This window comes from Lelliottia nimipressuralis (genome assembly GCF_004115925.1).
Classification (GTDB): domain Bacteria; phylum Pseudomonadota; class Gammaproteobacteria; order Enterobacterales; family Enterobacteriaceae; genus Enterobacter; species Enterobacter nimipressuralis.
Window position 1 is genome coordinate 46,129 of sequence record NZ_SDDX01000004.1, and the last position, 24,126, is coordinate 70,254.

At 56.9% G+C, this 24,126-nt stretch carries 21 protein-coding genes; 14 read left to right on the plus strand and 7 right to left on the minus strand.

What is annotated here, in order from left to right:
• Positions 1-270 precede the first annotated feature (270 nt).
• Together gorA and ETG88_RS04050 are read right to left on the minus strand one after the other, a co-directional pair.
• Complete coding sequence (gene gorA / locus ETG88_RS04045) at positions 271-1,623, minus strand: glutathione-disulfide reductase (RefSeq protein ID WP_129034747.1); 1,353 nt, start codon at positions 1,621-1,623, stop codon at positions 271-273.
• Between the two features lie 71 nt (positions 1,624-1,694).
• Positions 1,695-2,537 (minus strand): 23S rRNA (adenine(2030)-N(6))-methyltransferase RlmJ, encoded by an 843-nt coding sequence (locus ETG88_RS04050; RefSeq protein ID WP_100778508.1) that lies wholly within the window; start codon positions 2,535-2,537, stop codon positions 1,695-1,697.
• 184 nt (positions 2,538-2,721) lie between these two features.
• Here ETG88_RS04050 and prlC point away from each other — a divergent pair, with 184 nt between their 5' ends.
• Together prlC and rsmJ are read left to right on the plus strand one after the other, a co-directional pair.
• Complete coding sequence (gene prlC / locus ETG88_RS04055) at positions 2,722-4,764, plus strand: oligopeptidase A (protein WP_100778509.1); 2,043 nt, start codon at positions 2,722-2,724, stop codon at positions 4,762-4,764.
• Positions 4,765-4,772: 8 nt separating this feature from the next.
• Positions 4,773-5,525 carry a 16S rRNA (guanine(1516)-N(2))-methyltransferase RsmJ gene (rsmJ, locus tag ETG88_RS04060; RefSeq protein ID WP_102105281.1) on the plus strand — a complete coding sequence of 251 codons (753 nt, stop codon included), beginning with the start codon at positions 4,773-4,775 and terminating at the stop codon, positions 5,523-5,525.
• Positions 5,526-5,611: 86 nt separating this feature from the next.
• On the opposite strand, the gene uspA is transcribed toward rsmJ, so the two are convergent.
• Positions 5,612-6,049: a universal stress protein UspA gene (gene uspA, locus ETG88_RS04065; RefSeq protein WP_003861223.1), complete on the minus strand. Its 438-nt coding sequence runs from the start codon at positions 6,047-6,049 to the stop codon at positions 5,612-5,614.
• A 282-nt stretch (positions 6,050-6,331) separates the two neighbouring features.
• Between uspA and uspB the strand changes: the two genes are divergently transcribed.
• The gene (gene uspB / locus ETG88_RS04070) at positions 6,332-6,667 is read left to right on the plus strand and encodes a universal stress protein UspB (RefSeq protein WP_095283811.1); all 336 of its coding nucleotides are present in this window, start codon (positions 6,332-6,334) and stop codon (positions 6,665-6,667) included.
• Between the two features lie 54 nt (positions 6,668-6,721).
• On the opposite strand, the gene pitA is transcribed toward uspB, so the two are convergent.
• Complete coding sequence (gene pitA / locus ETG88_RS04075) at positions 6,722-8,221, minus strand: inorganic phosphate transporter PitA (RefSeq protein ID WP_100778511.1); 1,500 nt, start codon at positions 8,219-8,221, stop codon at positions 6,722-6,724.
• A 230-nt stretch (positions 8,222-8,451) separates the two neighbouring features.
• Here pitA and ETG88_RS04080 point away from each other — a divergent pair, with 230 nt between their 5' ends.
• From ETG88_RS04080 to ETG88_RS04090, 3 genes are all read left to right on the plus strand, one after another.
• Positions 8,452-9,642 (plus strand): BaiN/RdsA family NAD(P)/FAD-dependent oxidoreductase, encoded by a 1,191-nt coding sequence (locus ETG88_RS04080; RefSeq protein ID WP_100778512.1) that lies wholly within the window; start codon positions 8,452-8,454, stop codon positions 9,640-9,642.
• A gap of 142 nt (positions 9,643-9,784) precedes the next feature.
• A complete protein-coding gene (locus tag ETG88_RS04085; protein WP_129034748.1) occupies positions 9,785-12,208 on the plus strand; it encodes a DUF3772 domain-containing protein in 2,424 nt (807 codons plus the stop codon).
• Positions 12,209-12,336: 128 nt separating this feature from the next.
• Complete coding sequence (locus tag ETG88_RS04090; RefSeq protein WP_100778514.1) at positions 12,337-13,362, plus strand: TerC/Alx family metal homeostasis membrane protein; 1,026 nt, start codon at positions 12,337-12,339, stop codon at positions 13,360-13,362.
• A gap of 75 nt (positions 13,363-13,437) precedes the next feature.
• On the opposite strand, the gene ETG88_RS04095 is transcribed toward ETG88_RS04090, so the two are convergent.
• A complete protein-coding gene (locus tag ETG88_RS04095; protein ID WP_100780795.1) occupies positions 13,438-14,097 on the minus strand; it encodes an HAD family hydrolase in 660 nt (219 codons plus the stop codon).
• A 240-nt stretch (positions 14,098-14,337) separates the two neighbouring features.
• Here ETG88_RS04095 and ETG88_RS04100 point away from each other — a divergent pair, with 240 nt between their 5' ends.
• Positions 14,338-14,865: a C40 family peptidase gene (locus tag ETG88_RS04100; RefSeq protein ID WP_129034749.1), complete on the plus strand. Its 528-nt coding sequence runs from the start codon at positions 14,338-14,340 to the stop codon at positions 14,863-14,865.
• Here the strand turns inward: ETG88_RS04100 and ETG88_RS04105 are convergent.
• Entirely contained in the window at positions 14,862-15,656 is a 795-nt protein-coding gene (locus ETG88_RS04105; protein WP_129034750.1) for an SDR family NAD(P)-dependent oxidoreductase, read from the minus strand. The two genes, ETG88_RS04100 and ETG88_RS04105, sit on opposite strands and share 4 nt — an antisense overlap.
• Positions 15,657-16,183: 527 nt before the next feature.
• Between ETG88_RS04105 and arnB the strand changes: the two genes are divergently transcribed.
• Genes arnB through arnF form a run of 7 tightly spaced genes read left to right on the plus strand, consistent with a single transcriptional unit; the run spans position 16,184 to position 23,559 of the window.
• On the plus strand, positions 16,184-17,332 hold the full coding sequence (gene arnB, locus ETG88_RS04110) for a UDP-4-amino-4-deoxy-L-arabinose aminotransferase (protein ID WP_100778517.1): 1,149 nt from the start codon (positions 16,184-16,186) through the stop codon (positions 17,330-17,332).
• Positions 17,325-18,308, plus strand: a complete 984-nt coding sequence (gene arnC / locus ETG88_RS04115; protein WP_100778518.1) for an undecaprenyl-phosphate 4-deoxy-4-formamido-L-arabinose transferase — start codon at positions 17,325-17,327, stop codon at positions 18,306-18,308. The genes arnB and arnC overlap by 8 nt, the downstream gene beginning before the upstream one ends.
• Positions 18,305-20,287, plus strand: a complete 1,983-nt coding sequence (gene arnA, locus ETG88_RS04120) for a bifunctional UDP-4-amino-4-deoxy-L-arabinose formyltransferase/UDP-glucuronic acid oxidase ArnA (protein ID WP_129034751.1) — start codon at positions 18,305-18,307, stop codon at positions 20,285-20,287. Before arnC ends, arnA begins: the two co-directional genes overlap by 4 nt.
• A complete protein-coding gene (arnD, locus tag ETG88_RS04125) occupies positions 20,284-21,186 on the plus strand; it encodes a 4-deoxy-4-formamido-L-arabinose-phosphoundecaprenol deformylase (protein ID WP_123429822.1) in 903 nt (300 codons plus the stop codon). The genes arnA and arnD overlap by 4 nt, the downstream gene beginning before the upstream one ends.
• Positions 21,183-22,838, plus strand: coding sequence for a lipid IV(A) 4-amino-4-deoxy-L-arabinosyltransferase (arnT, locus tag ETG88_RS04130; protein ID WP_129034752.1), 1,656 nt, complete (start codon positions 21,183-21,185; stop codon positions 22,836-22,838). Before arnD ends, arnT begins: the two co-directional genes overlap by 4 nt.
• The gene (arnE, locus tag ETG88_RS04135) at positions 22,835-23,173 is read left to right on the plus strand and encodes a 4-amino-4-deoxy-L-arabinose-phosphoundecaprenol flippase subunit ArnE (protein WP_107702675.1); all 339 of its coding nucleotides are present in this window, start codon (positions 22,835-22,837) and stop codon (positions 23,171-23,173) included. The genes arnT and arnE overlap by 4 nt, the downstream gene beginning before the upstream one ends.
• Positions 23,170-23,559 carry a 4-amino-4-deoxy-L-arabinose-phosphoundecaprenol flippase subunit ArnF gene (gene arnF / locus ETG88_RS04140; RefSeq protein ID WP_129034753.1) on the plus strand — a complete coding sequence of 130 codons (390 nt, stop codon included), beginning with the start codon at positions 23,170-23,172 and terminating at the stop codon, positions 23,557-23,559. Before arnE ends, arnF begins: the two co-directional genes overlap by 4 nt.
• On the opposite strand, the gene acpT is transcribed toward arnF, so the two are convergent.
• The gene (gene acpT / locus ETG88_RS04145) at positions 23,525-24,124 is read right to left on the minus strand and encodes a 4'-phosphopantetheinyl transferase AcpT (RefSeq protein ID WP_100778524.1); all 600 of its coding nucleotides are present in this window, start codon (positions 24,122-24,124) and stop codon (positions 23,525-23,527) included. The genes arnF and acpT overlap by 35 nt on opposite strands.
• Between the last annotated feature and the right edge of the window lie 2 nt (positions 24,125-24,126).

Here is a 24,126-nt window from a genome sequence, read left to right on the forward strand (position 1 = left end):
GGACCTCCGGTTTGCGTCGTCACACATACGGGTGTTTCCCGGGCATCTTCTAAGCTTAGACACTCGCTTCGGTGTGTGAAGGACGAAGTGTGCGGTGGATCACGTTTTGCTTTATCGCCTGGTTTGAGTAAATCAGGGATATCTGTTTGATTTTTAGGTTTTTAATCGCACTGATAATCGCGAGAGGCGCCAGAGAAATTCAGAGCATTCGTTTTGCAACGATTTATGAATGATCAAACAAAATGCCCCTCGGGAGAGGGGCATTGGGGATTAACGCATGGTGACAAACTCTTCCGCCGCGGTCGGGTGAATCGCCACGGTATTGTCGAAGTCTTTCTTAGTAGCACCCATTTTCAGCGCCACCGCGAAGCCCTGCAGGATTTCATCCATGCCGAAGCCGATGCCGTGGATACCGACGATTTTCTCTTCCGGGCCGACGCACACCAGTTTCATGCGGCACGGCTGGCGGTGAGAGGTGACTGCGGTGTACATCGCCGTAAAGGACGATTTATACACTTTCACCTGGTCGTCGCCGTGCAGCTCGCGCGCCTGCGGCTCGGTTAAACCGACGGTGCCGATTGGCGGGTGGCTGAAGACCACGGTCGGGATATTGCTGTAATCCAGATGCTCGTCCGGCTTGTTGTTGAACAGACGCTCGGACAGGCGACGGCCAGCGGCAACGGCAACCGGCGTCAGCTCGACCGCACCGGTGTTATCACCGACCGCATAAATTCCTGGAACACTGGTGTTCTGGAACTTATCGACAACGATGTAGCCTTTGTCGTTGGTTTTCACGCCGGTCACGGCAAGGTTGAAATTGTCGTTCGCCGGTTCACGGCCAATCGCCCAGATCAGGCAGTCGACGGTCTGGCTGCGGCCATCTTCCAGCTCCAGCGTCAGGCTGCCGTCGGCGTTTTTCACCACCGCTTTTGGCACGGCGTTGGTGTGCAGTTTTGGCCCTTCGGCGTTCATCACCTCAACCAGCGTCTCTACGATCAGCGGATCAAAGCTGCGCAGCGGCGCGTGTTTACGCACGAACAGGTGCGCTTCGGCGCCCAGGCCGTTAATCACGCCTGCCAGCTCAACGGCGATGTAACCCGCACCCACTACTGCAACGCGTTTTGGCAGCGCAGGCAGTTCAAAGAAACCGTCGGAGTCGATACCGTACTCCACGCCCGGAATGTCCGGGTGGCTCGGACGGCCGCCGGTGGCGATCAGAATATGATCGGCAGTGATCGTCTCGCCGTTCACTTCGATCGTTTTCGCATCGACGAAGCGCGCAAAGCCACGGATCACATCGACGTTGTTTTTGCCCAGCACGTTGTCATACGAAGTATGGATGCGGTCAATGTAGGCGGTACGGCTGGCAATCAGCTTGTCCCAGTCGAAGTGATTGAGGGTGGTGTCGAAACCGTAATCCGGGCCGTACATATGGATGGCCTCGCGGATTTGCGCGGCGTGCCACATCACTTTTTTCGGTACACAACCGACGTTCACGCAGGTGCCGCCCAGCTCTTTGGCTTCAATCAGCGCACATTTTTGGCCGTACATGGCTGCACGGTTAATAGAGGCGATACCGCCACTGCCGCCGCCAATGGCGATGTAGTCATAATGCTTGCTCATGGGTCATATCCTTAATTTCTGATTGCCGCGATTGTATACCTGAAATCAATAGGTTCCACCGATGACTGCGATTACTCAGGCACGATCCAGCTGACGGTCGCGTGGCCATGACCACTCGGCACCAGCGTTTTGTGCAGCCACGGCAGCACGTTGTTCATTTGCGCTTCGAGCTTCCACGGCGGGTTGATCACGATCATCCCGGACGCGGTCATGCCGCGCTGATCGCTGTCCGGACGCACCGCCAGTTCGATCTGCATGATTTTGCGGATACCGGTCGCTTCCAGCTCTTTGATCATACGTTTGATTTGCGCGCGCAGGACCACCGGATACCACAGGGCATAGGTGCCGGTCGCGAAGCGTTTGTAGCCTTCGTTGATGCCGGTCACAACGGCCTGATAGTCGGTTTTAATTTCATACGGCGGGTCGATGAGCACCAAACCGCGACGGGAGACCGGCGGCAGTTTGGATTTCAGCTGCTGGTAGCCGTCGGCTTTTTCCACGCGTGCGCGGTCATCCTTCTGGAACTCGGAACGCAGCAGCGGGAAATCGCTCGGGTGCAGCTCAGTCAGCTGGAGGCTGTCCTGCTCGCGCAGCAGCTGGCGCGCAATCAGCGGCGAGCCAGGGTAGTAGCGCAGCTGGCCGCTGCGGTTGAAATGGTTCACCACGCTGATGTACGGCTCCAGCTCAGCCGGAAGATCGTCCTGCTGCCAGATGCGGGCGATACCTTCCAGATATTCCCCGGTGCGCTCCGCGTGCTGGCTGCTGAGCTGGTAGCGGCCCGCGCCCGCGTGGGTGTCCAGATAGAGAAACGGCTTATCTTTCTCTTTCAGAGATTCAATAATCAGACTCTGAACGGTGTGCTTGAGGACATCGGCGTGGTTGCCCGCGTGGAAGCTGTGGCGATAACTGAGCATGGGTAAAGGTGTTCCAGGTAATAAACGATTTGCCACAGTTTACAGCAGAACGCTGCAGATTACCCGTAGGCCCGGTAAGTGCAGCGCCTGGCATTGAAATTCACTACACTTATCCCCATTACAGAAACAATATGCCCAGCGCCGGATGCGCGCTTCATTCACCTCATTCAACAGGACAGCGCTTATGACCAATCCATTACTCACGCCTTTTTCGTTGCCGCCCTTTTCTAAAATCCTCCCTGAACACGTTGTCCCGGCTGTAACTCAGTCGCTGGATAATTGTCGCGAGGCGGTAGAGCGAGTGGTCGCGCAGGGCGCGCCGTACACCTGGGATAACCTGTGCCAGCGCCTGGCGGAAGTGGATGACGTACTGGGTCGCATTTTCTCGCCGGTGAGCCATCTTAATTCGGTGAAAAACAGCCCGGAACTGCGCGAAGCCTATGAACAAACCCTGCCGCTGCTCTCTGAGTACAGCACCTGGGTCGGCCAGCACGAAGGGTTGTATAACGCCTATCGCGATCTGCGCGACGGCGAAAACTACGCAAAACTGGATACTGCCCAGAAGAAAGCGGTCGATAACGCGCTGCGTGATTTTGAGCTGTCAGGCATTGGCCTGCCGAAAGAGAAACAGCAGCGCTACGGCGAAATCGCTGCGCGTCTGTCTGAGCTGGGCAACCAGTACAGCAATAACGTACTCGACGCCACCATGGGCTGGTCAAAACTGATCACCGACGAAGCCGAGCTGGCAGGTATGCCGGAAAGCGCGCTGGCCGCCGCCAAAGCGCAGGCCGAAGCGAAAGAGCAGGAAGGCTATCTGCTGACGCTGGATATCCCGAGCTATCTGCCGGTGATGACGTACTGCGACAACCAGGCGCTGCGTGAAGAACTCTACCGCGCGTACAGCACCCGCGCCTCTGACCAGGGGCCGAACGCCGGTAAATGGGATAACAGCCCGGTAATGGCCGAAATCCTCGCCCTGCGCCACGAGCTGGCGCAACTGCTGGGCTTCGACAGCTACGCCGAAAAATCCCTCGCCACCAAAATGGCGGAAAACCCACAGCAGGTGCTTGATTTCTTAACCGATCTGGCAAAACGCGCGCGTCCACAGGGTGAAAAAGAGCTGGCCCAGCTGCGTGCATTTGCTAAAGCGGAGTGCGGTGTTGATGAGCTGCAGCCGTGGGATATCGCCTACTACAGCGAAAAACAGAAACAGCACCTCTACAGCATCAGCGACGAGCAGCTGCGCCCGTACTTCCCGGAAAGCAAAGCCGTGAACGGCCTGTTCGAAGTGGTGAAACGCATTTACGGCATTACCGCAAAAGAGCGTCACGACGTGGAAGTGTGGCACCCGGAAGTGCGTTTCTTCGAGCTGTACGATGAGAAAAACGAACTGCGCGGCAGTTTCTATCTGGATCTGTATGCGCGAGAAAACAAACGTGGCGGCGCGTGGATGGACGACTGCGTCGGCCAGATGCGTAAAGCGGACGGCTCGCTGCAAAAACCGGTCGCCTACCTGACCTGTAACTTTAACCGTCCGGTAAACGGCAAACCGGCGCTGTTCACGCATGATGAAGTGATCACCCTGTTCCATGAATTCGGTCACGGCCTGCACCATATGCTGACCCGTATCGAAGCAGCGGGCGTTTCTGGCATCAGCGGTGTGCCGTGGGATGCCGTCGAGCTGCCGAGCCAGTTCATGGAAAACTGGTGCTGGGAGCCGGACGCACTGGCGTTTATCTCCGGTCACTACGAAACCGGCGAACCGCTGCCGAAAGCGTTGCTGGATAAAATGCTGGCGGCGAAAAACTACCAGGCGGCGATGTTTATCCTGCGTCAGCTGGAGTTCGGTCTGTTCGATTTCCGTCTGCACGCCGAGTTCAGCCCGGAGCAGGGCGCGAAAATCCTCGAAACCCTGGGCGAAATCAAGAAGCAGGTGGCGCTCATTCCGGGTCCATCGTGGGGCCGTTTCCCGCATGCCTTCAGCCATATCTTCGCGGGCGGTTATGCGGCGGGTTACTACAGCTACCTGTGGGCCGACGTTCTGGCAGCCGATGCGTTCTCTCGCTTCGAAGAAGAGGGGATTTTCAACCGCGATACCGGTCAATCGTTCCTGGATAACATCCTGACGCGCGGCGGTTCCGAAGAGCCGATGGAGCTGTTCAAACGCTTCCGTGGCCGCGAGCCGCAGCTGGATGCGATGCTGGAACATTACGGAATCAAAGGCTAATTGCGTTCGTGAAAATTTGTTTGATAGATGAAACAGGCGCCGGAGACGGCGCCTTATCTGTTCTGGCCGCCCGCTGGGGGCTTGAGCACGATGCCGATAACCTGATGGCGCTGGTGATGACGCCGGAACATCTGGAACTGCGTAAATGCGATGAGCCAAAGCTTGGCGGGATCTTTGTCGATTTTGTTGGCGGTGCGATGGCGCATCGCCGCAAGTTTGGCGGCGGTCGCGGTGAAGCGGTGGCGAAGGCGGTCGGCGTGAAGGGCAGTTATCTGCCGGACGTGGTGGACGCGACGGCAGGGCTGGGGCGCGATGCCTTTGTGCTGGCGTCTGTAGGCTGCCGTGTGCGGATGCTTGAGCGTAATCCGGTGGTCGCTGCACTCCTTGACGATGGTCTGGCGCGTGGCTATGCCGACCCGGAGATAGGCCCGTGGTTGCAGGAACGCCTGCAACTGATCCACGCCTCCAGCCTGACGGCGCTAACAGACATCACGCCGCGCCCGCAGGTGGTCTATCTCGATCCGATGTTCCCGCACAAGCAGAAGAGTGCGCTGGTAAAGAAAGAGATGCGCGTGTTTCAGTCGCTGGTGGGACCGGATCTGGATGCGGATGGGTTGCTTGAACCCGCACGCCTGCTGGCGACCAAACGGGTGGTGGTGAAGCGCCCGGACTATGCGCCGCCGCTGGCGGATGTGGCAACCACCAACGCGGTGGTCACGAAAGGGCATCGGTTTGATATTTATTCAGGCACGCCAGAATAACAAAGCCCGGTGACGCTTGCGCTCACCGGGCCTACACATCTGATCATCGGCCGGGCAAACGCTAGCGCCGCCCGGCAATGTCAAACTTACTCGTCTTCTTCATCTCGCAGCGGAACAATCAGCATATCCACGTGGACGGTGTTGATCAGCTGGCGCGCGGAGGACATCAGTTTGCTCCAGAAATCCTGGTGATGGCCGCATACGACCAGGTCCATATCGTATTTCTTAATCGCATCGACCAGCACCTGACCCAGATCGCCGCTGCCGCTGAGGGTTTCGGTGATCGGATAGCCTGCGTTGGTGGAGAGCTCAGACAGCGCGTGGTGAGTCTCTTCGGAGATGCGTTTTTGCATATCGCCAAGATTGACGTCGATAAGACCGGTGTAGAGATCGGAGTAATTCACATCAACGTGAATCAAAGAAACTTTCGCGTTGTATGGGCGTGCCATGGATACCGCTTTATCAACCAGCACTTTGCTCTCCGGGGAGAGGTCTACCGCGATGAGAATGTGTTTGTAAGCCATAGTGTTACTCCTTCCTTAAGTTATCGATGACTATCAGGTAAGCCGTCGCCTTTATGTCTTCATTACGGCCCAGTTCAACAAATTTTTCAAGCTTTGGTGTTGATAACGATTAACCTTGTGGCAAAAAAATTAACGGATCTCCTACACTATTTAATGAGCCGTTCGGATATTAAAACGTGAACCCGATCGACTTTCGTCATTCTTTCACTGATCTGTCTGTCAGGGCATTGGGGTGCGGTTGTCCAGAGGCCTTGCTTCGTGGGCGGGCGCCGGGGAGGAAGTATGATTAGCACCGTCGCATTGTTTTGGGCGTTATGTGTGGTTTGCATAGTGAATATGGCGCGTTATTTCTCATCGTTACGCGCGCTGTTAGTGGTACTTCGTGGTTGCGATCCGTTGCTTTATCAGTATGTGGATGGTGGAGGCTTCTTCACGTCGCATGGACAGCCCAGCAAACAGATGCGTCTGGTGTGGTACATCTACGCCCAGCGCTATCGCGATCATCATGACGACGAATTTATCCGTCGCTGTGAGCGCTTGCGTCGTCAGTTCATTTTAACCAGCGCCCTGTGCGGGCTGGTGGTGGTGAGTATGGTGGCGCTGGTCATCTGGCATTAAGCCAAAAAAAAGCGGGTCAGTTTCCTGACCCGCTTTTTCATTGCTTATCCTGCATTAAATCAGTTTCAGCGAGATCCAGTACAGACCGCCTGAAAGCAGAATGGACGCCGGGAGGGTGAACACCCAGGCCATAAGGATGTTGGTCACGGTTTTACGCTGCAAACCGCCGCCATCAACAATCATCGTACCGGCAACCGAAGAAGACAGAACGTGGGTCGTTGAAACCGGCATACCGGTGTAGCTCGCCAGACCGATAGAAACAGCCGCTGTCATCTGCGCGGACATACCCTGCGCATACGTCATGCCCTTCTTACCAATCTTCTCGCCGATGGTGGTCGCCACACGACGCCAGCCAATCATGGTGCCGATACCCAGTGCCAGCGCGACCGCCATGATGATCCAGATAGGCGCGTACTCAATGGTATTGAGCATATCGCTTTTCAGTTTCTTCAGCAGACGCTGGTCATCAGCGTTCACTTCCGGCAGCTTCGCCACTTTATCGGTCACATCAGAGATGCACAGCATAATGCGACGCATCTGACCACGTTGTTCTACGGTCAGTTTGTCATAGCTTTCGATATCGCCCAGCATCCCTTTCGCACGTTCCAGCGCGTTAATCGCGTTGGCCGGGTGGCAGTGGAACTCGCCCGGTGCGGTTGCAGCGCCTGGCTCTGGAGAAGGAATGAGCTGATCAACGCCGGTGGCTTTCTTCAGCAGATCAGGGTGCTGCTGGAAGTAAACTTCGACGTTGTTGACGGCGTCACGAGTACGGGTGATTTCGTATCCGGTGGCATTCATGTTAACCACGAAACCTGCCGGAGCCACGCCAATCAGAACCAGCATGACCAGGCCGATGCCTTTCTGACCGTCGTTTGCGCCGTGAGAGAAGGCGACGCCGATAGCGGAAATAATCAGTGCAATACGGGTCCAGAACGGTGGCTTCTTCTTGCCATCTTTCTTTTCACGCTCTGCGGGTGTCAGGTGAATACGGGCGCGTTTTTTGGTACCGCTCCAGTAACGACGCAGGATGAAAATCAATCCACCTGCCACGACCAGACCCACAATAGGGGAGATAATCAGGGAACCGAAGATCCCGACAACTTTAGGAATGTTCAGCGCATCAACCACAGACGTACCGGTCATGAGGGCATTGGTTAAACCGATACCGATAATCGCGCCAATCAGCGTATGAGAACTGGATGCAGGCAGGCCGAAATACCAGGTACCGAGGTTCCAGATAATGGCGGCAAGCAGCATTGAAAACACCATGGCGAGACCATGGCCTGAACTCACGTTCAGTAACAGGTCCGTTGGTAGCATGTGCACAATGGCATAGGCTACGCTGAGACCTCCGAGGAGAACACCAAAGAAGTTAAATACAGCCGCCATAACAACCGCTACTTGCGATCGCATTGCGCGAGTGTAGATAACCGTTGCGACTGCGTTCGCAGTGTCGTGGAAGCCATTGATAGCTTCGTAAAACAGTACAAATGCCAGAGCAAGCAATAGTAAAAGCCCGGTATGTAAATCCAGACCAGCAAACAAATGTAGCATAGGACGTTACGCCATTTTGGAGGACATGAACGCGGCGCATTATCCAGGACAAATGCGCAACGGGCAAAGTGAAATATAGCTTTTTTTTGATATACCTTCTGCTTTGTTTGCGTCTGGTAAAGAAATATATTTTATATTTCAATTAAATGACTGACATATCGGTTTTTTGCGCTGGTGCGACCACATAGGAAACTTTACAATTCGAGCCTGTTAAACAAGAGGATTTCGACGTGGAAAGGTTTGATGCCGTAATTATTGGCGCCGGTGCGGCGGGAATGTTCTGTGCGGCCATGGCCGGACAGGCGGGTCGTCGTGTGCTGTTGCTGGATAATGGCAAGAAACCCGGCCGCAAGATCCTGATGTCTGGCGGGGGTCGTTGCAACTTTACTAATTTATATGTCGAACCCGCCGCATATTTGAGTCAAAACCGTCATTTTTGCAAATCTGCTCTGGCGCGCTATACCCAGTGGGACTTTATCGATCTGGTCGGTAAACACGGCATTGCGTGGCACGAAAAGACGCTCGGTCAGCTGTTCTGCGATGACTCCGCGCAGCAGATTGTCGATATGCTGGTGGCTGAATGCGAGAAGGGCGGTGTGACCACGCGCCTGCGTACCGAGGTGCTGAGCGTCTCGCGTGACGACAGCGGCTACACGCTTGAACTGAACGGTGACACGGTCAGCGCGGAGAAACTGGTGATCGCCAGCGGTGGTCTGTCGATGCCGGGGCTGGGCGCAACGCCGTTCGGCTATAAAATCGCCGAACAGTTTGGCCTGAAAGTTCTGCCGACCCGCGCCGGTCTGGTGCCGTTCACCCTGCACAAACCGCTGCTGGAGCAGCTTCAGACGCTTTCCGGCGTGTCGGTGGCATCGACCATTACCGCCGAAGACGGCACCCTTTTCCGCGAAAACCTGCTGTTCACGCACCGGGGCCTGTCAGGCCCTGCCGTGCTGCAAATCTCCAGCTACTGGCAGCCGGGGGAATTTGTGACGGTGAATTTAGTCCCGGACTGCGATCTGGCGGCGTTCCTCGATGAACAACGTGCCGCGCATCCGAATCAAAGCCTGAAAAACACGCTGGCGATGCAGCTGCCGAAGCGTCTGATTGAGTGCCTGCAACTGCTGGGGCAGATCCCGGACGTCACTCTTAAGCAGCTCAACGTGCGCGATCAGCAGGCGCTGGTCGAGACGCTGACCCACTGGCGCGTTCAGCCAAACGGCACCGAAGGCTATCGCACGGCGGAAGTGACGCTTGGCGGCGTGGACACGGATGAACTCTCGTCCCGTACGATGGAGGCCCGTAACGTCCCTGGGCTCTATTTTATTGGTGAAGTGATGGATGTGACGGGCTGGCTGGGCGGATATAACTTCCAGTGGGCCTGGGCGAGCGCCTGGGCCTGTGCGCAGGCACTGGCGGAATAAGCGGCATCGAAAAAGCCCGAAGCCATTCGGGCTGATATCGTGAGAATACGGACTTTCCCGCTACTCTTCCTGCAATTAGCAGGTATCCTTAGGGATCTGTTGTTGGTCGTTCATTTTTCGATTTCGCGGATCTCACCACACTATGCAAAAAATGTTAAGAATGCCGCTGCTACTGGCATTGTTGTCGTGTCTGATATTGACGCCCTTGTTCTCTCATGCAGACGACGCGCCAACGCAAACCGAGGCGGAGCAGCCTGTAAAGGTCAACGTCAGCACGGCGCTGCCTGCGCTGCAAAAGCGCCTGGATACCCTCAAGCAGCAGGTCTCTGCGGTTAAAACCGACAAAAAATTCACCGCCCTGAATGACGATGCCCTAAAGCTTGCCGAAGACGCGAACAAACTGGCGGTTATCCTTGCACCGCAGCTGACGCAGATTCAGGCGCAGCTCGACGTACTCGGCCCGGCGCCCGCTCCGGGCACCGTTACCGAAACGGCGCAGGTGGTTGGCCAGCGTAAGCAGCTTAATAACAGTAAAACGCTGCTAACGACCCAGATTGAACAGATCAAAGCCATCGCCGTTAACGCCCAGAATCTCTCCAGCCAAATCTACGGGCTGCGCCGTGATGCGCTGAAAACGCAGATTGCCCTGAATACCGGCAGCATTTTGGGGGAGAAATTCTGGTCGCCCTTGATTTCCCCTAATGAGAAAGACACGCAGCGGTTTGACGAATTCGGCTCACAGATCGGCGATGCCTGGGGTCAGGCCTGGAGCGAAGACTGGTACATCGGTTCTGGCTTCTATCTGCTGTTAGCGCTGGTCATCGGCCTGTTCGGGCGCAAGGCGCTGGACAAACCGATGAACTGGATCTTGCCGCGCTGGCTGCCGCAGGGACGTTTTCGCCGCAGCTTCCTGGCCTGTTTCACGACGCTGAGCACCACGGTGACGCTCGGCATCAGCATGCAGCTGCTGTGCTATATCTTCACACGTTTGCCAGACACGTCCCGTCTGGTGCTGGATTTTGCCGATCAGTTAGTTGAGCTGACCTATTTCTCGGCGGTGATTGCCGGGCTGGGTATCGCGCTGCTGTCGAACAGCCATCCGTCGTGGCGTCTGCCGGGCATCGCTGACTCGCTGGCGAAAACGCTCGCCTCGTTCCCGATCCTGCTGGCGGCGTTTATCTTTATCTTCGGCATTATCGAGCAGCTCAACGGGCTGGTCGGGTCGAGCATTGATGCAACGCTGTTCGGCAACGGCTTGTCAGCACTGCTGGTGGCGCTCAACTGCCTGATCGCCCCCATCCGCGTGAACCGTATGCGCCGTAAAATGCGTGCCGAAGGCGAGCAAACCGAGGCGCGCTCGACGATGGCGGGGCTGATCCACCTGGTGATCAGTCTGACGGCGTTTGTCATTCTGATTGCCCTGCTGATTGGCTACATCCCGCTGGCGCGATTTGTTACCTTCGAACTGCTGTGGATTGGCCTGGTGGTCAGCTGCCTGTACCTGCTGATTCATTTCGTGGTGGATTTGTGCGAGGCCGTGTTCTCGCCCACGACCCACAGCGGCAAGATTTTACAAAGCACCCTCAGCCTCAATGAGCGCCATCTGTCGCTGGCCTCCACGCTGTTTTCTGCGCTGGGTAAAACCACGCTGCTGCTGATGGCCGTCGTGGCGCTGCTGAACGGCACTTTTGGCACCACCACGCCGCTAGAATTAGTGAGCAAAATCGCGGATATCTGGGGCGGTAAGGGCCTCGAGAGCATGAATATTATCCCGGCGCACGCGGTGAATGCCGTGGTGTGCCTGGTGGTCGGGTGGTACATCCTGCGCTCCTCGCGCCGCTGGCTGGATCACGATTTCCTGCCGAAAACCACGATGGACAGAGGGCTTCGCGCCTCGCTGGTGACGCTCTTTACCAACGTCGGCTACGTGCTCCTGATTATGCTCACCCTGTCGATGCTCGGCATTGAGTGGAACCGTCTGGCGTGGATCGTCAGCGCCCTGTCGGTCGGTATCGGTTTTGGCCTGCAGGAGATTGTGAAGAACTTTATCTCCGGTCTGATTCTGCTGACGGAACGTCCGGTAAAAGTGGGGGATCTGGTGAGTATCAGCGGCGTCGAAGGGGATATTCGCCGCATCAACGTTCGTGCGACAGAGATTCAGCTCGGCGATAAATCAACGGTGATCGTGCCGAACTCGCAGCTGATTTCCCAGAACGTGCGTAACGCTACCATGGGCAATGCGCAGGGCGTCGCGACTATCACGCTGACCTTCCCGCTGGATATCGATCCGGAGCAGGTGCGCAATTTGCTGTTGGATGCCTATACCCTGCATGAGTCGATTCTGGAAGCGCCCGCGCCGTCGGTCAGTTTCAAGGAACTGGGGCCGAACGGGATTGTGCTCAGCGTGACCGGGTATGTAAACAGCCCGCGTATGGTCAGTTCCACGCGCAGCGATTTGCTGTATGAGATCCTCAAAATGCTGCGTGCGGCGGGCATTAGCCTGAGCCAGACTCAAACGATGGTGCTGGAGCAGCCGCATAAAATCACGCCAGTGGAAGAGGCGTAAACTCTCATTTATCCCGTCGCAGCCTGACGGTGATAAACTTCTTCAGGGCTGGCAACGGCCCACTTTTCATTTTGTCTGTTTTTTGAATTCTGCATGGTGTGTGTTTTGTTCTTAAAAAGGGTTGTGTAATGACATCTGCTCATCTCGGTTTCCCGACGGAAACCGTTGTTGTATTCGTAGTGATGGCGGTGGGGGCGATGTTTATCGATCTCTTCATGCATCGTCACGACAAACCGGTCTCGCTGAAAAGCGCCGTGATGTGGTCCATTTTCTGGCTCATGTTAGCGATGGCGTTTGCCGGGTTCCTGTACGTTCATCACGGCGCCGAAATGGCGAGCCTGTTCCTCACCGGTTATGCGCTGGAAGAGGTGCTGTCCGTCGATAACCTGTTCGTGATGATGGCGATTTTCGCCTGGTTTGGCGTACCGGATAAATACCGTCACCGCGTGCTCTACTGGGGCGTGCTCGGGGCGATTGTCTTCCGTGGGATTTTCGTGGCGATCGGCACCAGCCTGTTGAGCCTTGGGCCGTACGTCGAAGTGATTTTTGCGCTGGTGGTCGGCTGGACCGCGCTGATGATGCTCCGTCGTAACGAAGAGAGCGACGAGGTCGAGGACTATTCTCACCATCTGGCCTATCGGCTGGTGAAACGCTTTTATCCGGTCTGGCCGAAGATCAGCAGCAACGCGTTTCTGCTGACCCAGAAAGAGGTGGATGCCGAGCTGGAAAAACCGGAAAACCAGGATGTGATGGTAGGCCGCGTGAAGAAAGCGAAGCGCTACGCCACGCCGCTGCTGCTGTGTGTGGCAGTGGTGGAGCTGTCGGACGTGATGTTTGCCTTCGACTCCGTGCCCGCGATTATCGCCGTCAGCCGTGAACCGCTGATTATTTACAGCGCCATGATGTTTGCGATCCTCGGCCTGCGTACGCTCTATTTCGTGCTGGAAGCGATGAAACAGTATCTGGTCCATCTGGAGAAATCGGTGGTGCTGCTGCTGTTCTTCGTGGCGTTCAAGCTGGGGCTAAATGCGACCGACCACTTCTGGCATCACGGCTATAACATCACCGCGAACATGAGCCTGTTTGTGGTGTTGGGCGTGCTGGCGTTAGGGATCATTGCGAGCGTGGTGTTCCCCGGGAAACGAGCGGCCTGACGCCCTCATCCCGGCTCTCTCCACAGTGAGAGGGGACAAAAACTAAAACGGCAACCCAGGGTTGCCGTTTTGCATTTATTTAATAGGCGAATGACGTCGCGCTCTTGGCGGATGGAAATGCCGCCAGTGGGGGTCCTGCGCTGCGGCCAGCAGTTCATGATCGCCACGCGTATCGCCCCAGGCGCGCAGGTGGTAATCGTTAAGATTGCCGTAAACCCTCTCCAGCCGCGCCACTTTCTGCGCACAGCGACAGTTATGCCCGGTGATGCGGCCGGTCAGTTTCCCGTCCACCACTTCCAGCTGCGTGCCAATCAGTTTAATGCCGAGCTTATCGGCCCACGGCTGCAATACCAGCGCCGGAGAGGCTGAACAGATCGTCACTTCCGCGCCGGAATTGACCTCCGCCGCCACGGCCATCACGCCTGCCGGGCGCATCAGCTTGCTCCAGTATTTCTCGCAAAACAGCTCGGCCTGCTGGCGCAGCCAGTGCTCGTCCACGCCCGTCAGGAACGTCCTCACCAGCACCTCTTTCAGCTCGTCGCGCGTCAGTTTGCGGCGAACGCAGTTGATGGTAGGCAGCGCCATACGCACCAGACGCCCGGCAAAATAGCGTTTACCAAAGGCAAAGCGCAGAAAGGGGATAAAGCTGTCGTGATGCGTCAGCGTTCCGTCAAAGTCGAAAACGGAAAGCACGCTGGATTTTGCCACTGCCTCATCGGCAATCATATTGGTCATAAATAGGTCTTTGCTGAAATACACATTCTGCACATTAGTTTACCTGCTTTACCTTCACAGTCCCGCAATCACGTACTTTTTTTTCACAAAGTTGCGACCCGGCGGCAAAGTCCGTTTTTGGACCTCGCTGTGATTGGATGAAAAGTGAGCTGCCTATATTATCGCCACCTCGAAAGCTGATTCGAGGGAACATTGCCCCCTCACGCGTAAGGAAGAATTCACTCACTTCTTAGAACCTTTATGATGTTTAGACTGTTAATTTCAACCCTGCTGTTAAGTGTTGCTTCGTTTTCCGCAATGAGTTTTGAACTGCCTGCCTCGATGTTATCGCAACAACATGAGCTGTCGTTTTCACCGGCAAAAACGTCGCTTGAGCATCAGGATACTGACCCGCTGCGTGGCCGTATGTTGACGCAATACCAAAAATGGAAAGGGACGCGCTACCTCTGGGGTGGGTCTACGCATCACGGCGTTGACTGCTCGGCGCTGATGCAACATCTGTTTAGCGATGCCGCTGACCTCTCGCTGCCGCGTACCACAGGCGAACAGATCAACCGTGGCGTGCAGGTGGCGGAATATCGCCTTAAAGCCGGGGATCTGATCTTCTTCCAGACGGGTCCGCACCGCCGTCACGTCGGTGTATATATCGGCGATCAGCAATTTATCCATGCCTCAACCAGCGAGGGGGTAACGGTCTCAACGCTGGCGAATCGCTACTGGCAGACGCACTTTATTACCGCCCGCCGGGTGACGGGCAGTGATGCCTAAATAATATCGTCCACGACGCCGCCATCCACGCGCAGTGCAGCGCCAGAGGTGGCGGACGCCTGAGTGGAACAGACATAAACCACCATATTGGCGACCTCTTCCACAGTCGACGCGCGCTGAATCACCGACGTCGGGCGATTGGCCATGACAAACTCTTTCGCCAGCTGCTCAAGCGGTTTGCCGGTTTTCTCCATTTCATCTTTCATCATCGCCGCAAACCCATCCGACATCGTCGGCCCCGGCAGGACGCTGTTCACCGTCACGCCGCTACCCGCCACGAATTTCGCCAGGCCGCGCGCCAGCGACAGCTGCGCGGTCTTCGTCACGCCGTAGTGGATCATATCCGCAGGAATGTTGCAGGCCGATTCGGATGAGATAAACACCACCCGACCCCAGCCTTTTTGCACCATGCCCGGCAGCAGGGCGCGCGACAGACGCACGCCGGACATCACGTTGGTCTGCCAGTAGCGATTCCAGGTGTCATCGTCGGTGGTGTAAAAATCTTCTGGCCCGTAAACCCCGGCGTTGTTCACCAGGATATCGACGTTCGACGCCACCTTAAGCACCGATTCCACGCCTTCAGATGTGCTGAGATCGGCGATTGTCGCCCGCACCTGCACGCCAGGCACCGCCTGCTGAAGCTGCTGAATACCGTTATTGACCGATTCCGCGCTGCGCCCGTTAATGATCACTTCGGCACCGCTTTCCGCCAGTCCGCGAGCGATGGCAAGCCCAATCCCGCCCGTTGAAGCGGTGACCAGCGCGACTTTCCCCGTCAGATCGATTTTCATGGTCTGTTCCTTATGATGATAAAAGTTCAGACCATAAAGCGTAGCAGTTCAGAGAGGAGGGGGATTTCAAACACGCGCAGTTTTGGCCGTTAATATTAAATAGAAGCGACAATGCGCTGCAAAGAAAAGTTCCCCAGAATTTATCCTTTTAATTAAAGAAAACGCACTTTTTCGGTTTGGTTAAGCATTCGTTTACTATTTCTGTTCGTCGCGTACTGAAATATATCTTTAACATGGCGTGAGCAGGGTCACATAATTAATCCTCAATGGCCTGTCATGTAACGTTATGTTATTGAAGTTATTTTATGTGATCCCTTCGCTTGTAATCCTTTTTTTATTATTCCTCTCTTAATTTTTTCCTAATAAAAGAACGTTACTTTGGGGTTAGTTGAGGCTTTGTTGACATTAATGAAGGTCCGACTGGATTTTATTTCAACTTTATTTAAAAAACATCCCGCACTATTTCGGTGAGTTGCCTGTAAAGACAGTCAGTTGATGATGCCTTTAATACCGCAAGGAAATTAATAATGAGTGATTTTCTGCCTTTTTCACGCCCGTCGATGGGTGCGGAAGAAATAGCAGCCCTGCAGGATGTGCTGGCGTCGGGCTGGATCACCACAGGGCCAAAAAACCAGGCGCTGGAAGAGGTATTTTGCACCCTGACAGGAAACCGTCATGCGATTGCCGTTAGCTCAGCCACGGGCGGAATGCACGTCACGCTGATGGCGCTGGGTATTGGTCCCGGCGATGAAGTGATCACCCCGTCCATGACCTGGGTGTCGACGCTGAATATGATCGTGCTGTTGGGCGCCACGCCCGTGATGATCGACGTCGATCGCGATAACCTGATGGTCACGCCAGATGCGATCGAAGCAGCCATCACGCCGCGCACCAAAGCCATTATCCCGGTGCATTATGCCGGCGCCCCGGCGGACATTGACGCCATCCACACCCTTGGCGAGCGCTACGGGATTCCGGTGATCGAAGATGCCGCCCACGCCGCCGGAACTTACTACAAAGGCCATCACGTCGGCTGGCAGGGGACGGCGATCTTCTCCTTCCACGCCATCAAAAATATGACCTGCGCAGAAGGCGGGTTAGTGGTGACGGATGACGAACAGCTGGCGCAGCGCATTCGCAGCCTCAAATTCCACGGTCTTGGCGTCGATGCGTTCGACCGTCAGACGCTTGGCCGCGCGCCGCAGGCGGAAGTGATCTCTCCGGGGTTTAAATACAACCTCGCGGATATCAACGCCGCGCTGGCCCTGGTGCAGCTCGGTAAACTGGGCAATGCCAACCACCGTCGCGCGGAGATCGCCAGCCGCTATTTGCTGGAACTTGCCGACACGCCGTTTATGCCCCTGAGCGTACCCGCCTGGCCGCATCTGCACGCCTGGCATCTGTTCATCATTCGCGTGGACGAAGCCCAATGCGGCATTACCCGCGACGCGCTGATGGAAGCCCTGAAAGCTCAGGGCATCGGCACTGGCCTCCATTTTCGCGCCGCCCACACGCAAAAATACTACCGCGAGCGCTTCCCGGATGTGTCCTTACCGAACACTGAATGGAACAGCGCGCGTATCTGTTCACTCCCTCTTTTCCCGGATATGACTCATGACGACACAACCCGCGTCATTGCCGCGCTCCATCAGCTTGCAGGACATGGACATGTTTAGCACACCGCCTGTAAAAAAAGTCTCGGTGGTGATCCCGGTTTATAACGAGCAGGAGAGTCTGCCGGAGCTGATTCGCCGCACCACAGCCGCCTGCGACACCCTGGGCAAGGAGTATGAAATCCTGCTGGTCGATGACGGCAGCAGCGACGACTCCGCAATGATGCTCACCGACGCCGCGCAGGCTGACGGCAGCCCTATCGTCGCGGTGCTACTGAACCGCAACTACGGGCAACATTCGGCGATCATGGCCGGTTTCAGCCACGTGACGGGCGATCTGATCATCACCCTCGACGCCGATCTGCAGAACCCACCGGAGGAGATCCCGCGTCTGGTGGCGACCGCTGACGAAGGTTATGACGTGGTCGGGACTGTGCGCCAGAATCGCCAGGACAGCGTATTCCGCAAGCTGGCCTCACGCACCATTAACCGCCTGATCCAGCGCACCACGGGCAAAGCGATGGGCGATTACGGCTGCATGCTTCGCGCCTACCGTCGCCACATTGTCGATGCAATGCTGCACTGCCACGAGCGCAGCACGTTCATTCCGATTCTCGCCAATACCTTTGCGCGCAAAGCCACGGAGATCCCGGTGCTGCACGCTGAGCGCGAGCACGGGGAATCCAAATACAGCTTCATGCGCCTGATCAATCTGATGTACGACCTGATCACCTGCCTGACCACCACGCCGCTGCGTCTGCTCAGCGTCTTCGGCAGCATCATTGCGCTGATGGGCTTTGCGCTCTCCGTTCTGCTGGTTGTGCTGCGTCTGGCCTATGGGCCGCAGTGGGCCGCAGAAGGGGTCTTTATGCTCTTCGCCGTACTGTTCATGTTTATCGGCGCGCAGTTTGTCGGCATGGGGTTACTCGGTGAGTACATCGGCCGAATCTATAACGATGTGCGCGCACGTCCGCGCTACTTTATTCAACGTGTTGTTCGTCAGGAACACACCTCCTCTCAGGAAGGAAATCACCCATGAAAGCCGTTGTTTTTGCCTATCACGATATGGGATGTACAGGGACATTAGCCCTTCTGGAAGCGGGTTATGACATCGCCGCGATTTTCACTCACCCGGATACCGCAGGCGAGAACCACTTCTTTAGCTCTGTGGCACGTATCGCCGCCGAACGCGAAATCCCGGTGTATGCTCCCGATGACGTAAACCATCCGCTGTGGGTGGACCGTATTCAGAAGCTCGCGCCTGATGTGATTTTCTCTTTCTACTACCGCAACCTGCTGTGCGATGAGATCCTCAGCGCCGCGACCGTCGGGGCGTACAATCTGCACGGTTCCCTGCTGCCAAAATATCGCGGTCGTGCGCCGCTGAACTGGGTGCTGGTGAACGGCGAAACGGAAACGGGCGTGACGCTGCACCGCATGGTGAAGCGCGCGGATGCCGGGGCGATTGCCGCCCAGCAGCGCGTGAGCATTGAAGCGGATGATACGGCGCTGACCCTGCATCATAAACTTTGTAGGGCGGCACAGACGCTGTTGAATGATGCACTGCCTGCGCTGCGTCAGGGCATTCTCAAAGAGACCGAACAGAATCACAGTGAAGCCACCTGTTATGGCCGTCGTACCCCGGAAGACGGGCGTCTCGACTGGACCAGACCGGCAGCACAGCTGCACAACCTGGTGCGCGCGGTGACTGACCCGTGGCCGGGTGCCGTGGCTTATGTGGGGGCGAGTAAATTTATCGTCTGGAAATCCCGCGTGCGCGCGGACATTCCGGCAGCCAGACCGGGGACGGTCATTTCGGCTTCCCCGCTGATTATCGCCTGCGGTGAACAGGCGCTGGAGATTGTCACCGGACAGACGGAGAACGGCGTATATATGCCGGGCACACAGCTGGCGCAGTCCTTAGGGCTGGTGAATGGTGCACTGGTGACCAGCGCGCCGTATGTTGCCGTGAAGCGTCGTACCCGCGTGCTGATCCTCGGCGTGAACGGTTTTATCGGTAACCATCTGACCGAACGTCTGCTGAAAGACGACAACTACGAAATCTATGGTCTCGATATTGGCTCGGATGCGATCAGCCGTTTCCTCGACTGCCCGCGCTTCCATTTCGTGGAAGGGGATATCAGCATTCACTCCGAGTGGATCGAATACCACATCAAGAAATGCGACGTGGTGCTGCCGCTGGTGGCCATCGCTACGCCAATCGAATATACCCGTAATCCGCTGCGTGTCTTTGAACTCGATTTTGAAGAGAACCTGAAGATCATCCGCGACTGCGTGAAGTACAACAAGCGCATCATTTTCCCGTCCACCTCGGAAGTGTACGGCATGTGCACCGATAGCGTGTTCGACGAAGACACCTCGAACCTGGTGGTGGGGCCGATCAACAAACAGCGCTGGATTTACTCCGTCTCAAAACAGCTGCTGGACCGTGTGATCTGGGCCTATGGCGAAAAAGAGAATCTGCGCTTCACCCTGTTCCGTCCGTTTAACTGGATGGGGCCGCGCCTCGATAACCTGAACGCGGCGCGCATTGGCAGCTCTCGCGCCATCACCCAGCTGATCCTCAATCTGGTGGAAGGTTCGCCGATTAAGCTGATCGAAGGCGGCAAACAGAAACGTTGCTTCACCGATATCAGCGATGGCATTGAAGCGCTGTTCCGCATCATCGAGAACAAAGACGGACTCTGCGATGGGGAAATTATCAATATCGGCAACCCGGAGAACGAAGCGAGCATCCGCGAACTGGCCGAAATGCTGCTTGCAAGCTTCGAACGCCACCCGCTGCGCGACCGCTTCCCGCCGTTCGCCGGTTTCAGCGAAGTGGAAAGCAGCAGCTATTATGGCAAAGGGTATCAGGACGTTGAGCACCGCAAGCCGAGCATCCGCAATGCGAAACGCTGCCTGAACTGGACGCCGACGGTGGATATGGTCCAGACCATCGACGAAACCCTCGATTTCTTCCTGCGCACCGTGGAGCTGTCGGAACAGGCATTATGAAAAAAGTCGGTTTACGCATTGATGTCGATACCTTTCGTGGCACCCGCGACGGTGTGCCACGACTGCTGGAACTGCTGAGCGAGCACCAGGTGCGCGCCAGCTTTTTCTTCAGCGTCGGGCCTGACAACATGGGGCGTCATCTGTGGCGCCTGTTTAAACCGACCTTTCTGATGAAAATGCTGCGTTCACGCGCGGCCTCCCTCTACGGCTGGGATATTCTGCTGGCGGGCACCGCCTGGCCTGGCAAGCGCATTGGTGCGGGTAACGAAGAGGTGATCCGCGCCGCTGCCCTGAGCCATGAGGTGGGGTTACACGCCTGGGATCATCACGCCTGGCAGGCCTGGAGTGGCGTGTGGAAAATTCCCCGTCTGACCCGCGAAGTGGAGCGTGGTCTGATGGAGCTGGAAGCGATCCTCGGCCAGCCGGTTCACTGCTCTGCGGTGGCGGGCTGGCGCGCAGATCAGCGTGTGGTGCGAGCCAAAGAGCCGTTTTCATTTCGCTATAACAGCGACTGCCGGGGCAGTGGGCCGTTTTTACCGCAGCTCGGCGAGACCCGGCTCGGCACCGTGCAAATCCCGGTGACGCTTCCGACCTGGGATGAAGTGGTCGGGCGGGAAGTCACGGCGGAGAATTTTAACCGTTTTATTCTCGACTGCATCCATCGTGATACCGGCACGCCGGTCTATACCATTCACGCCGAAGTGGAAGGGATTGCGTATCAGCAGGATTTCGCCGCGCTGCTGCAACTGGCCGCCCAGGAAGGCATTCAGTTTTGCCCGTTAAGCGAGATGTTACCCGACGATCTCAGCACCTTGCCCGTCGGGAAAATCGTCCGTGATGAATTGGCTGGCCGCGAAGGCTGGCTTGGTTATCAACAAACCGTGAGCCCAGCGCCATGAAATCTGCGCGTTTTAGTGTCGCTCTTTTCGTTCTGTTTGCGCTTTACTATCTTCTGCCCGTCGATATTCGTCTGCTCTGGCAGCCAGATGAGACGCGCTATGCGGAGATCAGCCGTGAAATGCTGGCCACTGGAAACTGGGTGGTGCCGCATTTCCTGGGGCTGCGTTATTTTGAAAAACCGATTGCCGGGTACTGGATCAACAGTCTCGGTCAGATGCTGTTTGGCGACTCAAACTTTGCCGTGCGCGCCGGGGCGATCTTCTCTACGGGGCTGACCGCGCTTCTGGTTATCTGGCTGGCCTGGCGGATCTGGCGTGATAAACGCGTGGCGCTGACCTCGGGTGTGATTTTCCTGACTCTGCTGCTGGTCTACGGCGTAGGCTCGTACGCGGTGCTGGACCCGATGATCACCCTTTGGCTGGTCGCCGCGATGTGCAGCTTCTGGATGGCGGCGCAGGCGAATACCCGCGCAGGCAAAATCGGCGGTTACCTGCTGCTGGGGCTGGCCTGTGGCATGGGGGTGATGACCAAAGGTTTTCTGGCGCTGGCGGTGCCGGTTGTCGCCGTGCTGCCGTGGGTCATCGTGCAGAAACGCTGGAAAGAGGTGCTGTTGTACGGTTGGCTGGCGGTTCTGAGCTGCGTAGCGATCGTCCTGCCGTGGGCGCTGGCGATTGCCCATCGCGAGCCGGATTTCTGGCGCTACTTTTTCTGGGTCGAGCATGTCCAGCGTTTCGCCAGCAGCGACGCCCAACATAAAGCCCCGTTCTGGTACTACCTGCCGTTCCTGATGGCCGGGAGCTTACCGTGGCTGGCGCTGTTGCCCGGCGCATTACGCCTTGGCTGGCGTGATGTGAAAGAGGCGCGCGGTGGGTTCTACTTGTTAGGCTGGGTGGTGATGCCGCTGCTGTTTTTCAGTATCGCGAAAGGCAAACTGCCGACCTACATTCTGCCGTGCTTCGCGCCGCTGGCAATGCTGATGGCGCGCTATGCCTGGTCGCTTGTTGGAAATGGGGTCAAGGTCTTGCGCGTCAACGCGATCATCAACCTGGCGTTTGGCGTGCTGGGCGTCGTCGCGGCGCTGATCGTTTCGCCGTGGGGACCGACCAGACATCCGGTCTGGACTTCCGTCGAGCTGTACAAAGTCTTCTGCGCGGTGGTGGCGTTTCTGGTCTGGGCGCTGGTCGGTTTGTGGACGCTACGCCGGGCGCAGCAGCGCTGGTGGCTGGCGGCGCTCTGTCCGCTGGGGCTGGGACTGTTGCTCGGGTTTGTGGTGCCGAATCGGGTGGTGGATTCCAAACAGCCGCAGTCGCTGGTGGAGACCGTGCGACAACCGTTAACGGAGAGTCGCTTTGTGCTGGCGAACAACGTCGGCATTGCCTCCGGGTTGGCGTGGGACCTGAAACGCAGCGATATCATCATGTTTGGTCAGAGTGGCGAGCTGAAATACGGCCTGGATTATCCTGACGTGCAAGGACGCTACGTGGGCAAAGATGATTTCCGTCGCTGGCTGGCGGAACATCGCGCGCAGGGGAAAATTTCACTGGTGATTCTGCTGTCGAAAAACGATGACCTCGCGCGCGCCGATCTGCCGAAACCGGACAGTCTCTATATTCAGGGACGTCTGGCTTACCTGCAGTATCTCCCGCAATGACGGTCTGGATCTGGCTGGGACTGGCAAGCCTGCTGAGCTGCGCGGGCCAACTCTGCCAGAAACAGGCCACGCGCCCGGCAAAAGACGGCGGGCGAGGGAGGCATATCGTCTTCTGGCTCGGCCTGGCGCTGCTGGCACTGGGCGTCGGCATGGTGCTGTGGCTGATGGTGCTCCAGCGTTTGCCGGTGGGGATTGCCTACCCAATGCTGAGCCTGAATTTTGTCTGGGTGACGCTGGCAGCGAAAGCGTTCTGGCGCGAGAAGATCGCGTTCCATCACTGGCTGGGCGTGGGGCTGATCATGGCCGGCATTGTGCTACTGGGAGGTAGCCTGTGAAGGGGGCATTCTGGGCGCTGTGCAGCGTCGTGCTGGTGAGCGGGGCGCAACTCCTGCTGCGCTCGGCGATGATGGCTTTGCCGCCGGTCGCTGAGCCGATCGCATTGCTTAGGGCATTGCAGCACTTTGCCCCTGGCAGCGGCATGTTGCTGCTGGGCTTAAGCGGTTATGTCGCGTCGATGGGCTGTTGGTATCTGGCGCTGCACCGCATGGCGCTGAGCAAGGCCTATGCGCTGCTCAGCCTGAGCTACATTCTGGTGTGGATTGCCGCTATCGTGCTACCCGGCTGGAATGACACGTTCTCCTGGACCGGGCTGGCGGGTGTTGGGCTGATTATTGCAGGGGTATTGGTCATTTTTCGGCCAGCGGTGCAAAAGGCGAAATAGATTCAGGTGTCAGCGTAAAAGGCGTTGGCGTACAGACCGCCAGACTCAGGGACCCAAACTGAAGCTGGCTCACGGAGTGCGGCTGCTTTGCCGCGCTGTCGATGCTGACGATTTGCCAGGCGCTGCCGCCGCGTTGTTTAACGATCGCTTCTTTGCGCGTCCAGATGCGCCAGAATGCCTGCAGTTTTTCCTCGGGCGTTTCGCGCTCCAGCTCATGATGTTCGGCCACGCTGAACACGGCGTTGGCCAGCGCCTGCCAGTTATCACGCGGGCGAATGACTTCGATATCGCACCCCACTTCGCCTTCATCGCTCAGCAGCAGGGCAATATCATCGCCGCTGTGGCTCAGGTTAAACCACAGGGGTCGATCGCCCACAAACGCCGGTTTTCCCTGTTCGCCAAAGACGATTTCCGGCAACGGGGCGGGCGATAACGCGCGGGTGAGCAGCGTCCGGCCCGCTAACCAGCGGGCGCGTCGGGCACCTTCGGGCGCCCTGTCTGCCAGCGCTGATGCATAGGGATCAGCGTTAAGAGTGGAAATTTTTCCCAGTACAAACTGGTACATAG

Coding starts and splice junctions, on each gene's coding strand:
- gorA (WP_129034747.1), bottom strand. CDS start 1,623: ATGAGCAAGCATTATGACTACATCGCCATTGGCGGCGGCAGTGGCGGT.
- ETG88_RS04050 (WP_100778508.1), bottom strand. CDS start 2,537: ATGCTCAGTTATCGCCACAGCTTCCACGCGGGCAACCACGCCGATGTC.
- prlC (WP_100778509.1), top strand. CDS start 2,722: ATGACCAATCCATTACTCACGCCTTTTTCGTTGCCGCCCTTTTCTAAA.
- uspA (WP_003861223.1), bottom strand. CDS start 6,049: ATGGCTTACAAACACATTCTCATCGCGGTAGACCTCTCCCCGGAGAGC.
- uspB (WP_095283811.1), top strand. CDS start 6,332: ATGATTAGCACCGTCGCATTGTTTTGGGCGTTATGTGTGGTTTGCATA.
- pitA (WP_100778511.1), bottom strand. CDS start 8,221: ATGCTACATTTGTTTGCTGGTCTGGATTTACATACCGGGCTTTTACTA.
- ETG88_RS04085 (WP_129034748.1), top strand. CDS start 9,785: ATGCAAAAAATGTTAAGAATGCCGCTGCTACTGGCATTGTTGTCGTGT.
- ETG88_RS04090 (WP_100778514.1), top strand. CDS start 12,337: ATGACATCTGCTCATCTCGGTTTCCCGACGGAAACCGTTGTTGTATTC.
- ETG88_RS04095 (WP_100780795.1), bottom strand. CDS start 14,097: ATGACCAATATGATTGCCGATGAGGCAGTGGCAAAATCCAGCGTGCTT.
- ETG88_RS04100 (WP_129034749.1), top strand. CDS start 14,338: ATGATGTTTAGACTGTTAATTTCAACCCTGCTGTTAAGTGTTGCTTCG.
- ETG88_RS04105 (WP_129034750.1), bottom strand. CDS start 15,656: ATGAAAATCGATCTGACGGGGAAAGTCGCGCTGGTCACCGCTTCAACG.
- arnB (WP_100778517.1), top strand. CDS start 16,184: ATGAGTGATTTTCTGCCTTTTTCACGCCCGTCGATGGGTGCGGAAGAA.
- arnC (WP_100778518.1), top strand. CDS start 17,325: ATGTTTAGCACACCGCCTGTAAAAAAAGTCTCGGTGGTGATCCCGGTT.
- arnA (WP_129034751.1), top strand. CDS start 18,305: ATGAAAGCCGTTGTTTTTGCCTATCACGATATGGGATGTACAGGGACA.
- arnD (WP_123429822.1), top strand. CDS start 20,284: ATGAAAAAAGTCGGTTTACGCATTGATGTCGATACCTTTCGTGGCACC.
- arnT (WP_129034752.1), top strand. CDS start 21,183: ATGAAATCTGCGCGTTTTAGTGTCGCTCTTTTCGTTCTGTTTGCGCTT.
- arnE (WP_107702675.1), top strand. CDS start 22,835: ATGACGGTCTGGATCTGGCTGGGACTGGCAAGCCTGCTGAGCTGCGCG.
- acpT (WP_100778524.1), bottom strand. CDS start 24,124: ATGTACCAGTTTGTACTGGGAAAAATTTCCACTCTTAACGCTGATCCC.